General features: G+C 41.6%; 12 protein-coding genes. 8 read left to right on the forward strand and 4 right to left on the reverse strand.

The features are described from left to right. Positions 1–137: 137 nt before the first annotated feature. Positions 138–2,027, reverse strand: a complete 1,890-nt coding sequence (gene ftsH, locus FTT71_RS02230) for an ATP-dependent zinc metalloprotease FtsH (RefSeq protein ID WP_004972155.1) — start codon at positions 2,025–2,027, stop codon at positions 138–140. Positions 2,028–2,163: 136 nt separating this feature from the next. Continuing rightward, on the reverse strand, positions 2,164–2,814 hold the full coding sequence (rlmE, locus tag FTT71_RS02235; protein WP_004972157.1) for a 23S rRNA (uridine(2552)-2'-O)-methyltransferase RlmE: 651 nt from the start codon (positions 2,812–2,814) through the stop codon (positions 2,164–2,166). A gap of 297 nt (positions 2,815–3,111) precedes the next feature. Here rlmE and yhbY point away from each other — a divergent pair, with 297 nt between their 5' ends. Beyond that, positions 3,112–3,435, forward strand: coding sequence for a ribosome assembly RNA-binding protein YhbY (yhbY, locus tag FTT71_RS02240; protein WP_004972158.1), 324 nt, complete (start codon positions 3,112–3,114; stop codon positions 3,433–3,435). A 6-nt stretch (positions 3,436–3,441) separates the two neighbouring features. Beyond that, positions 3,442–3,981 (forward strand): DOMON-like domain-containing protein, encoded by a 540-nt coding sequence (locus tag FTT71_RS02245; protein ID WP_154320967.1) that lies wholly within the window; start codon positions 3,442–3,444, stop codon positions 3,979–3,981. A gap of 125 nt (positions 3,982–4,106) precedes the next feature. On the opposite strand, the gene FTT71_RS02250 is transcribed toward FTT71_RS02245, so the two are convergent. Continuing rightward, on the reverse strand, positions 4,107–4,589 hold the full coding sequence (locus FTT71_RS02250; RefSeq protein ID WP_180160680.1) for a hypothetical protein: 483 nt from the start codon (positions 4,587–4,589) through the stop codon (positions 4,107–4,109). A 323-nt stretch (positions 4,590–4,912) separates the two neighbouring features. Between FTT71_RS02250 and carA the strand changes: the two genes are divergently transcribed. From carA to FTT71_RS02280, 6 genes are all read left to right on the forward strand, one after another. Further along, on the forward strand, positions 4,913–6,052 hold the full coding sequence (gene carA, locus FTT71_RS02255; protein WP_154320968.1) for a glutamine-hydrolyzing carbamoyl-phosphate synthase small subunit: 1,140 nt from the start codon (positions 4,913–4,915) through the stop codon (positions 6,050–6,052). Between the two features lie 15 nt (positions 6,053–6,067). Then, positions 6,068–9,298, forward strand: coding sequence for a carbamoyl-phosphate synthase large subunit (carB, locus tag FTT71_RS02260; RefSeq protein ID WP_004972166.1), 3,231 nt, complete (start codon positions 6,068–6,070; stop codon positions 9,296–9,298). A gap of 82 nt (positions 9,299–9,380) precedes the next feature. Further along, entirely contained in the window at positions 9,381–9,857 is a 477-nt protein-coding gene (gene greA / locus FTT71_RS02265) for a transcription elongation factor GreA (protein WP_004972169.1), read from the forward strand. A gap of 113 nt (positions 9,858–9,970) precedes the next feature. Continuing rightward, positions 9,971–10,183 carry a hypothetical protein gene (locus FTT71_RS02270; RefSeq protein ID WP_004972171.1) on the forward strand — a complete coding sequence of 71 codons (213 nt, stop codon included), beginning with the start codon at positions 9,971–9,973 and terminating at the stop codon, positions 10,181–10,183. Between the two features lie 135 nt (positions 10,184–10,318). Beyond that, positions 10,319–10,957: a CatB-related O-acetyltransferase gene (locus FTT71_RS02275; protein WP_096901002.1), complete on the forward strand. Its 639-nt coding sequence runs from the start codon at positions 10,319–10,321 to the stop codon at positions 10,955–10,957. A 189-nt stretch (positions 10,958–11,146) separates the two neighbouring features. Continuing rightward, entirely contained in the window at positions 11,147–11,587 is a 441-nt protein-coding gene (locus tag FTT71_RS02280) for a universal stress protein (RefSeq protein ID WP_004972175.1), read from the forward strand. A 155-nt stretch (positions 11,588–11,742) separates the two neighbouring features. Here FTT71_RS02280 and FTT71_RS02285 read toward each other — a convergent pair whose 3' ends face one another. Next, a complete protein-coding gene (locus tag FTT71_RS02285; protein ID WP_004972177.1) occupies positions 11,743–12,078 on the reverse strand; it encodes an MGMT family protein in 336 nt (111 codons plus the stop codon). Positions 12,079–12,094: the final 16 nt, after the last annotated feature.

The raw sequence follows: 12,094 nt of genomic DNA on the forward strand, positions 1-12,094 counted from the left end.
AAGGCTAATTTTAAAGATGTGGAATTCTTTTCAGTGCGCTTCAACATTACCAATATTCCTGTTGCAACGGCGCATAAACCACACGAATAAAAAAAGAGCCTTTATACAAAGACTCTTTTTAACATTATGTGAACTGATTAGCTCGCTGGTAATGGTGGCGGTGTGCTTGGACCATCGGTTGGTGTTACATCAATCACAGGATTGTCTGCAATATACACCTTCGGTGGCTGTGGCTCACGACCTTCCATAATGTCACGGATTTGGTCACGATCAATGGTTTCCCATTCCAACAATGCTTTTACCATTGCGTGGGCAATGTCTTGGTTATTTTCCAAAATATCGCGGGCAACTTTATATTGCTCATCAATAATACGACGAACTTCAGCATCCACTTGTTGCTGGGTGGCTTCAGAAATGGTACGGCTGCCTAAACTACCCATGAATGATTGTTGTGTATCATCTTCATAGACCATTACGCCTAACTTGTCAGACATACCGTATTTGGTCACCATCGCACGTGCTAATTTAGTCGCACGCTCAAAGTCATTCGATGCACCTGTCGACATTTGATTAATAAAGACTTCTTCTGCAATACGACCACCAAACAAGATAGACAAGTCGTTCAGCATTTTGTCTTTATAATGGCTAGTTTGGTCATGTTCAGGCAATTGCCATGTCACACCCAATGCCCAGCCACGCGGCATAATCGTTACTTTATGCACAGGGTCTGTACCCGGCAGCATTTCAGCAACAATCGCATGACCTGCTTCATGATAAGCCGTTGCACGACGTTCTTCTTCACGCAGCACCATCGACTTACGTTCAGGGCCCATATACAACTTATCTTTAGCATCTTCAAAGTCGTGCATATCCACCGTATTTTTATTACGACGGGCAGCAAACAATGCAGCTTCATTCACAAGGTTCGCCAATTGCGCACCAGAGAAGCCTGGTGTACCACGTGCCAAGACTTTGACATCTACACCTGTAACTGAAGGCAGTTTTTTCAAGTGAACATTCAGAATTTGCTCACGACCTTTAATGTCTGGCAAGCCAACCATTACTTGACGGTCAAAACGACCTGGACGCAATAAAGCTTTATCCAGTACATCGGCACGGTTTGTCGCAGCGATAACAATAATGCCTTCATTGCCTTCAAAACCATCCATTTCAACAAGCATTTGGTTAAGTGTTTGCTCACGTTCATCGTGACCACCACCTGTACCTGAACCACGGTGACGACCTACCGCATCAATCTCATCAATAAAGATGATACATGGTGCATGGCGTTTAGCTTGCTCAAACATATCACGAACACGAGAAGCACCTACACCCACGAACATTTCAACGAAGTCAGAACCAGAAATGCTGAAGAATGGAACTTTGGCTTCGCCTGCAATGGCTTTGGCCAATAAGGTTTTACCTGTACCCGGTGGACCTACCATCAACACACCTTTAGGAATAGTTGCACCTAAACGCTTGAATTTAGCAGGGTCTTTTAAGAAATCTACAATTTCAACCACTTCTTGTTTTGCTTCGTCACAACCTGCTACATCGGCAAATGTGACTTTAATTTGGTCTTCAGACAACATTTTGGCTTTAGATTTACCAAAGCTCATCGGGCCGTTTTTACCACCTGCACCGCCACCCATGTTGCGCATAAAGAACATGAATAACAAAATGATTAAAAGTACAGGGAAACTTGCGATCAATAGTTGCATTAACAAACCTTGACGTTGAGGTGCAGTACCTTCAACAACAACGTTGTTTTTAATCAGATTCGGCATCAGTTCAGGATCTTGAACTGCTGGACGAATGCTTTCAAAGGACGAGCCGTTGACTTTTTCGCCACTAATTCTTTCGCCATCAATTGTGACTTGCTTAATTTGACCAGCATTCACCGCTGTAACGAACTCTGAATAGTTCATTGCAGTTGGCTTTTCACTGTTATTGATGTTGCTGAAAATTAGAATCAGCACACCAAGTATAATCAGCCACAATACGGCATTCTTGAAGAGATCGCTCAAAGCTTTATTCCCATATCAATCTAATTTGATCATGCCCGTTACTGGGTGACCTTTCATTCAAAAAGCTGAAGATCAGCTAGACAATTCATTAAAAACGTACAAAATGCACAATTTTTAACGGCTTGGCAAGTAAACTTTATTTAGACGCTTTTTTACGTCCTTGTCCAATAAGGAATACTTCTTTGGAACGCGCCCGTGAAGCAGCGGGTTTTGCTGTCTTTAGAACATCAAAACTGTCCACGACCTGTTTACGAAATTCGTCAAACCCCGAACCTTGGAACACTTTGACCACAAACTGGCCATTGGGTCCCAATACACGGTTGGCAAAATCGAGCGCCAACTCGCATAAGTAAATTTGACGCGGTTGATCTACAGCTTTATTACCTGATGTATTGGGGGCCATATCGGAAATTACAACGTCTACCGTGCGTCCGTTTAAAATATTTAACAATTTTTCGAACACTTCTTCTTCGCGGAAGTCACCTTGTAAAAAGGTCACATCTGGTAATGCGTCCATTTCCAAAATATCGGAAGCGATCACCAAACCTTTGTCGCCGACAAGTTTCCCTGCGATTTGCGACCAACTGCCTGGTGCTGCTCCCAAGTCCACCACCGTCATGCCAGGTTTGATCAGTTTATATTTTTCTTGAATCTCAAGTAGTTTGTATGCAGCACGTGCACGATACCCTTCTTTTTGCGCTCTTTTCACAAAGGGATCATCTAGGTGCTCTCTCATCCACGCACGACTACTTTTGGATAACTTTTGGTTGGTAATGCGTGTTGCCATAACTCTCTTAGTAACGAATAGCCATCTAAATTGCGATTGTACGTGAAAATTAGCAAGCTTGCAGTAGACATCTGTATCTAAATGCCAATAACTGACAAGTTTTTTCTATTAAATCCATCGCTTATTTCTGTACTGTGGCATAAAAAACCACACTCATCACTAATGGATAAACCTAAGCAAATGTTCAATTTTGATATTTTTGTACTGCTGCAAGATCGCGGATTATTTGCATAGAATTTACAGCGTTTCAAATTGGCTTTTGTTATACTAAGCCGTTTTTAAAATTAGGTTATCTTTATGGCGGCTCTCTCTATTCAGGAACGCAAGCGTTTACGTCAAATTGGTCATGCACTTAACCCTGTAGTGATGGTTGGCGGTCAAGGTTTGACTGAAAATGTAATTGAAGAAACCAACCGTGCTTTAAACGATCACGAATTGATTAAAGTTAAAATTGGTGGTGAAGACCGTGAAGTACGTGCAGCTGTAATTACTGAAATTGCTGCAGCAACAGGTTCTGAAGTGGTACAAACAATTGGTAAAATTGCTTTACTTTATAAAAAAGCAGCAAAACAAAATGCCAAGTTGTCAAATTTAGTTCGTCACGCTCATTTGTCTAACTAAGCTTATATGGCAAGTTACGAACTCAGCGCCTTTGATCGTCAGTTTCAAGCGATTTCTTTGGTCGGTGCAATTGAACAACAAAGTCCGTTTAGCTTAAATGTAGGTTATTGGCTGCGTGATCCGAATCAATGGGTCGAATGGCCTGCATTGGTAGCTTCACATCCACGTCAGGACTTTTTGTGGAAACAGACCTGCTTTGAAATTTTCATTGGCGTTCAGGGCGAAGATTTTTATCGTGAAATCAATCTCTCCCCTTCTCAAGCTTGGCAAGCCTATGCCTTTGAAGAATATCGTTATCCTGAGCAAATGCCACCTGTGGCCGCTTATGATATTGAGTTGAATCAGCTAAAACGTACGCATTACGGTTTAAATGTCAGTTTGGATTTAACCGAATTTATACTGAAACATAAACTGAAATGGACAGATTTGTTTATTGGGCTCACAGCTGTATTAAAAACCAGTCAGGGCGAGCAGTTTTATGCCATGCAACACAGCAGCCCTGCCGCCGATTTTCACAATAAGCGCGATTGGCTACATCAGTTCTAACTGTGATTAATAGTAGTTTAGATTGAAACAACTAGTTTTTGGTTTGAGCAAGAAATTTAAATAAAAAAGTGAGGCGCATGACCTCACTTTTTTTTATGGCTGAATCAGCAACAGATTAAACTGGATTATGCTTGATCAGTTTCATCATTAGTTTCAGTTTTTGATGGATTTACTTTTTTCCACGCTTCTAGTGTGTGCTCTTTAGAACGCTTAAAAGTTTCAGCCAATTGATCTTTGTGTTTTACTGAAATGCTGCTGACATCTTCTTTCAACTCTTTACCAAGTTTAGAAAGATCTTCAATAATTGCGCTAAATTCAGTTTTTACAAAGTCTTTTAATTCGCCCAAATCTTTAGGTGAACTGCCAAATTGTGCTTTTAAAGCTTCAATTTTTTGCAACACATCTTGCTTTAACTGACCCAATTGCTCTTGCACGCTGGCATTGAGTTGTTTTGCTTCGGCTTGAAGTTTTTCTTGCGTTTCTCCAACCACATCAAGCACCTGCTCTTTGGCATCATGCGTTACTTTTTCAAGCTTTTCAGCGCCTTCACTTACTGCTTTGATTGCACTGTTTTGTGGTTCAGTGGCTGATTTATCTTGTTCAGTCATTCGCTTTTACCCAAGGTCGTTGTTGTTTATAAATTAAGCATAAGGCAATTTAGACTCAAATGGGTTTTGGATTGTCTAACAATCGTAGATTGCTTACATTTGGACTACACGCTAAAACATAAACCTAGCAAAAAAAGCAAGTCTTTTATCTTACATATTCGTTAGATTCACAATGGACTTTTGGCGAGCTCATGCGTATAATGCAATGTTAAGTTCAAGCGAGCAGACATAGGAGGGTAGGTTTAAATATTGACCTTCCTTTTTTTTCGTCTACTCGCTTTTTTACAGCCCTATTTTTGTGGTTTTAGTTCAGGAGCTTTGGTTTGAGCACCCCCGCCATTTTAGCCCTCGCCGACGGTACAATCTTTAAAGGTACGTCTATCGGTGCAACGGGAAGCACGACTGGTGAAGTCGTTTTTAACACTGCCATGACTGGCTATCAAGAAATTTTGACCGACCCGAGTTATGCACAACAACTTGTGACTTTAACTTACCCACATATTGGGAACACTGGTTGCAATGATGAAGATGTTGAGTCAGGTCGAATTCATAAAGTATGGGCAAACGGTTTAATTATCCGTGATTTGCCTTTATTACACAGTAACTTCCGTTCTACTCAATCTTTAGGCGAATACTTACAACAACACAATGTTGTTGCAATTGCCGATATTGATACCCGTAAATTGACCCGTATTTTACGTTCCAAAGGTGCGCAAAACGGTTGTATTCTTGCTGGTGAAAATATCACTGAAGAAGAAGCAATTGCAAAAGCACGTGCATTTGGCGGCTTAAACGGCTTAGATCTTGCAAAAGTATGCTGCGACCCTGAAGGTTTTGAATGGACTGAAGGTTCATGGGAACTTGGCAAAGGCTTTACTCAACCTGAACTTAAATATCATGTGGTTGCATACGATTACGGTGTCAAAACCAACATCCTGCGTATGCTCGCAGACCGCGGTTGCAAATTAACCGTTGTTCCTGCACAAACCCCTGCTGAAAAAGTCCTTGCGTTAAACCCAGATGGCATTTTCTTGTCAAATGGCCCTGGCGATCCTGCTGCATGTGACTACGCAATTGAAGCTGTAAAAACAATTGTAGAAACCACGAATACTCCTGTATTTGGTATCTGTTTAGGTCACCAAATTCTTGCACTTGCATCAGGTGCAAAAACAATGAAAATGCCACACGGTCACCACGGCGCAAACCATCCTGTACAGAACTTAGAAACTGGTACAGTGATGATTACTTCTCAGAACCACGGCTTCGCGGTAGATGAAAGCACCTTACCAAGCAATGTATGTTCAACGCATCGTTCATTGTTCGATGGCACAAACCAAGGTATTCATCGTACAGACAAGCCTGCATTTAGCTTCCAAGGTCACCCAGAAGCAAGTTCAGGTCCACATGACTGCGCACTCTTGTTCGATCATTTCATCGAACTTATTGAAGCCGCTAAGAAGTAATTAAGGAGCGAAATAATGCCTAAACGTACGGATATTAAAAGCATCTTAATTATTGGTGCTGGTCCTATTGTTATTGGTCAGGCTTGTGAGTTTGACTATTCTGGTGCTCAAGCATGTAAAGCGCTGCGTGAAGAAGGTTACCGCGTTATTTTGGTAAACTCGAACCCTGCGACCATCATGACTGACCCTGCAATGGCAGATGCAACTTATATCGAGCCAATCACTTGGCAGACTGTTGCAGCAATCATTGAAAAAGAACGTCCAGATGCAGTACTTCCGACCATGGGTGGTCAAACTGCATTGAACTGTGCGCTTGCATTAGATGCCAACGGTATTTTAGCCAAATACAATGTTGAATTAATTGGTGCAACCAAAGACGCGATTGAAAAAGCCGAAGACCGTAAATTGTTTGATGAAGCAATGCGCAAAATTGGTCTTGAGTGTCCAAAAGCAGCAATTGCTGAATCTATGGAAGAAGCACTTGAGATTCAATCTCGCTTTGGCTTCCCTGTGATTATTCGTCCATCATTCACCATGGGTGGTTCTGGTGGCGGTATCGCATATAACAAAGAAGAATTCCTTGAAATCTGTGAACGCGGTTTCGATCTTTCTCCAACCAAACAATTATTGATTGATGAATCACTTATTGGTTGGAAAGAATATGAGATGGAAGTTGTACGTGATAAAAACGACAACTGTATCATCGTATGTTCAATCGAAAACTTTGACCCAATGGGCGTGCACACTGGTGACTCAATCACCGTTGCTCCTGCGCAAACTTTGACGGACAAAGAATACCAATTGATGCGTAATGCATCTTTAGCGGTACTTCGTGAAATTGGTGTAGAAACAGGTGGTTCTAACGTTCAGTTCGGTATTTGCCCGAATACTGGTCGTATGGTTGTGATTGAGATGAATCCACGTGTATCTCGTTCATCTGCACTTGCATCTAAAGCCACTGGTTTCCCAATTGCAAAAGTTGCAGCGAAATTGGCTGTGGGTTATACCCTTGATGAACTGAAAAATGACATCACAGGCGGTACCACTCCTGCGGCATTTGAACCATCAATTGACTACGTTGTCACTAAAGTTCCACGTTTCAACTTTGAAAAGTTCCCGCAAGCAGACGCGACTTTAACCACACAGATGAAATCTGTAGGTGAAGTCATGGCAATTGGCCGTAATTTCCAAGAGTCTGTAAATAAAGCGCTTCGTGGTTTAGAAACTGGTGCGTGTGGTTTTGACGAACAAATTGAAGTGGGTGCTGAAGGCGCACGCGACAAAATTTTAGTTGAATTAAAAGTTCCAGGCCCTGAGCGTATTTGGTACGTGGCTGACGCATTCCGTCATGGCTTTAGCTTGGACGAAGTTTTTGAAGCGACCAAAATTGACCGTTGGTTCTTAATTCAAATTCAAGACATCGTGAACACTGAAAATGAAATCAAAACTTTAGGTTTTGGCGATCTAAACGCTGACAACATCCGTTCGTTCAAACGTAAAGGTTTATCTGACTTGCGTATTGCGAACTTGATGGGAATTTCACAAAAGCAATTCCGTAAACACCGTTGGAACTTGGGCGTAACCCCAGTTTACAAACGTGTGGATACCTGTGCTGCAGAGTTTGAATCTGACACAGCATATATGTATTCAACTTACGATGAAGAGTGTGAATCAAATCCTTCAGCGAAAGACAAGATCATGGTGATTGGCGGTGGTCCAAACCGTATTGGTCAAGGTATCGAATTCGATTACTGCTGTGTACACGCTGCGCTTGCAATGCGTGAAGATGGTTTTGAGACCATCATGGTGAACTGTAACCCTGAAACAGTATCTACCGATTACGACACTTCAGACCGTTTGTACTTTGAACCAATTACTTTGGAAGATGTACTTGAAATCGTACGTACTGAAAAGCCAAAAGGCATTATCGTACAGTACGGTGGTCAAACTCCATTGAAATTGGCACGCGCTTTAGAAGAGGCAGGTGCGCCAATTATTGGTACATCACCAGATGCAATTGACCGTGCAGAAGACCGTGAGCGTTTCCAGCAAATGATTCAACGTCTGCAATTGCGTCAGCCTAACAACAGCATTGTAAAATCTGCTGAAGAAGGTATCGCAGAAGCAGCGAAAGTGGGTTACCCGCTCGTTGTTCGTCCATCTTATGTATTGGGTGGTCGTGCAATGGAAATCGTGTATAACGAAGAAGAATTGAAACGCTACTTGCGTGATGCAGTTCAAGCATCTAACGATGCACCTGTACTGTTAGACCGTTTCTTGGATGATGCGATTGAAGTTGACGTAGACTGCGTATCTGACGGTAAAGATGTGGTGATTGGCGGTATTATGCAGCACATCGAACAAGCAGGTATTCACTCTGGCGACTCAGCATGTTCAATTCCACCTTATTCATTGTCAGATGAAGTACAGGACGAAATGCGTCGTCAAACTGTTGCAATGGCAAAAGAGTTGGGCGTTATTGGTCTAATGAACGTACAGTTTGCAGTGAAAGGCAATGACGTTTATATCTTGGAAGTGAACCCACGTGCATCACGTACTGTTCCGTTCGTTTCTAAGTGTATTGGCGAATCATTGGCTAAAGTTGCAGCACGTTGTATGGCAGGTCAATCTTTAGAAGCACAAGGCTTTACTAAAGAAATTATTCCGCAACACTTCTCTGTGAAAGAAGCTGTGTTCCCATTCAACAAGTTCCCTGGTGTAGACCCTGTGCTTGGGCCTGAGATGAAATCTACAGGTGAAGTGATGGGTGTGGGCAAAACTTTTGGTGAAGCATTCTATAAAGCTGTGTTAGGCTCGAATGATCGCTTACCAGGAATCCCAACTGAAGGCGAAGTAAAACATGCATTCTTATCTGTACGTGAGTCAGATAAACCGCATGTGGCGCGTATTGCAAAACAATTGGCTGATTTTGGCTTCAAACTTGTTGCAACGGGTGGTACGCATAAAGTCATCACCGATGCAGGTATTGAGTGTGAACGTGTGAATAAAGTGACTGAAGGTCGCCCACACATTGTAGACCGCTTGAAAAATGGTGAGATTCACCTCATCATCAATACTTCTGAAGGCAAACAAGCTCAGCAGGATTCATTCTCAATCCGTCGTTCTGCATTGCAAGGTAAAGTGTATTACACCACGACCTTGAATGGCGCAGATGCTGTATGCCAAGCCTTAGCGATTAAATTACCAATGGATGTATATCGCCTGCAAGATCTTACTGTAGGTTAATACATTTCAATAAAGTCCCGTCACCTTTCGGGTGGCGGGCTTTTTTCATTTATAGACTTCAATATTTTTAAAGAGGGACAACATGCAACGTTATCCTATGACGCCTGAAGGTAAACACGCTTTAGAGCAAGAATTACAACAACTTAAATCGGTTGAACGTCCACGTATTACTGCAGCGATTGCAGAAGCGCGTGAACATGGCGATTTAAAAGAAAATGCTGAATACCATGCCGCACGTGAACAGCAAGGTTTCTGCGAAGGTCGTATCCAAGACATCGAAGGTAAATTAGGCGCTTGCCAAGTAATTGATGTTAAAGAATTGGAACAAAACGGACGTGTGGTTTTTGGTGTGACTGTGACCATTGAAAACCTAGACACCGAAGAGCAAAAAACCTACAAAATTGTAGGTGATGATGAAGCTGATTTTAAAATCAATAAAATTTCAGTGAATTCGCCTATTGCACGCGGTTTGTTGGGCAAAAATGAAGGCGATGAAGCCAAAATTGTCACTCCGCAAGGCGAAGTGGAATATGAAATTGTGAATGTAGAATATCTTTAAGTTTTAATAAAGATGACTACACGCGATGCCCCTCTTTGAGGGGTTTTTTATTGCCTATAAATCATACAGCCGAGCTTATAGATTATACTGCGATAAAAATAGAGGAAAATAAGATGGAAAATCGCATCATTCATGCATTTGTTTATGCGCTTTCTGGGGCTGTGTTAGGACTGATTTTAATTCCAGTCTGGGGACTCTTTATCAATACACAAACCAGTCCTGTCAGTATCGTATTGGCATCATCACTCTTTTTTGCTATTTGGGGATTCTTATTTCCAAACAGTGTTAAAAATGTTTTTATGTATTTGTGGAATTTTTTAAGATAGATACTTTAAGCTTTCAAATCACTAAAGTGTAGTGGTCAACTAATATTTTGAACATTCCCTCTCCTTCTAGGAAAGGGCTAGGGAGAGGTTCAAAATTTCAGATATAATCCCATCATCTCTCCACACGAAAAAACGATGTCCGAAACGCTGATTAATTCCCCTGTTAAACACTGGTGCGAATTTGAGTTCATCTCCAAAACTGTGAAAAACCCCAACATCCACATCAAAGGCAATTACTCTTATTATTCAGCCTATTGGGATCAGGGTTTTGAACGTTGTGTGGTGCGTTATTTACATGACAAACCTGCAACAGCAGACAAGCCAATTGATCAATTACATATTGGCAATTTTGTCTGTTTTGGTGCGGAATGCGTGATTATGATGGGTGGCAATCAATTGCATCGCAGTGACTGGGTTTCGGCTTTTCCGTTTGATACTCGCAGTTTTGTTGCGGCAGGTGATACCACAATTGGCGATGGCTGCTGGATTGGCAGTCGCGCCATGATTATGCAAGGTGTTGAACTAGGCGAAGGTGCAATTGTGGCGACAGGTGCAGTGGTTACGCAAGATGTACCGCCTTACGCTATTGTGGCAGGTGTGCCTGCCAAAGTAATTAAATACCGCTTTAGTGAAACAGAGATTGCTCAACTTTTGGCGCTAAAACTGTATGATTTTGATGAAAAATATTTACTGAAAATCCGCGAACAATTGCAGAGTAATGATGTCAATCAACTGATCGATTTTTTGACAAACACGCAAACAAAAAATGACTAAAACTTTAGTTGAATTGAAAGCACAGCTTCATAATTTCATGCTAAATTAAGGTGAAATAAGGACTTACAGCACTCAATTATCTTTATGAAATTACTGGGTTTTATTCTATATGAATTCAGCGTAAGATAAGACAGGACTCAGAGCGAATATTTTATTAAAGTATTGAAATTACAATAAGGAGAAACACTCATGGCTTACCAAAACATCCTCGTACCAGTGGACGGTTCTGAAACTTCTTTTGCCGCTGTTGCAAAAGCTGCTGAACTTGCAAAAGCATTTGGTAGTAAAATCACTGTGGTACAAGTACTTACACTTGACCCGTATATTGCTGCAGAATACATCACTGCAAACCAAACCAATGACTTGATTGAACGCGCTCGCGCTTCTATCGTAAAAACTTTAGAAGAAGCAAAGCAAAAATTCACTGAACAAGGTGTTGAAGCTGAAACTAAACTACTTGAAGGTCAAGTAATTGCACGCGAAATTACCAATGCTGCAAAAGACTTAAATGCTGACCTTATCGTGATTGGTTCACATGGCCGCACTGGCTTGAAAAAATTATTCTTAGGTAGCGTTGCGCAAAGCATCCTAAGTGAAGGTACAACACCTGTATTGGTTGTACGTCAATAAGATTGCGTGTTCCTCATTTCTACGGAAGTGAGGAACTTCCCCTCTCATTTAGATTTCTTTGTTTGTTCTAAAATTTTTATTTGCAGCACTCTATTCAGCAAATTTTCTCAGTATCACCATATCTCAATATTAAACGCTCGATTTAGCAGCTCAGTTTAATTCTGCCATTGGTATTGTTTTAAATTCACCTTTTCTGCAATTACCACAATCCCTTCTTCCTGTAATTTTAAAGTTTGTATATTTTCTCCTTGGGCGTTTAGTTTGCTTAGGCTAATTTTTCCTTGCGCATTAATCACCCGATGCCACGGCACAGTATGTTCTGCCGATAAATGCCTGAGGACATAACCGACCAAACGTGCATGTTTGGGCAGACCCGCTAGGCGTGCCACTTGCCCATAGGTCGCAACCTGACCTGCTGGAATCAAACACACCACGTTCAAAATCATGTGTGCTAATTCATCACTCGGTTTACGGCTTAACGTTGTTTGCATCTATCCACTCGCATTC

This window comes from Acinetobacter sp. YH01004, assembly GCF_013420455.1.
Classification (GTDB): domain Bacteria; phylum Pseudomonadota; class Gammaproteobacteria; order Pseudomonadales; family Moraxellaceae; genus Acinetobacter; species Acinetobacter towneri.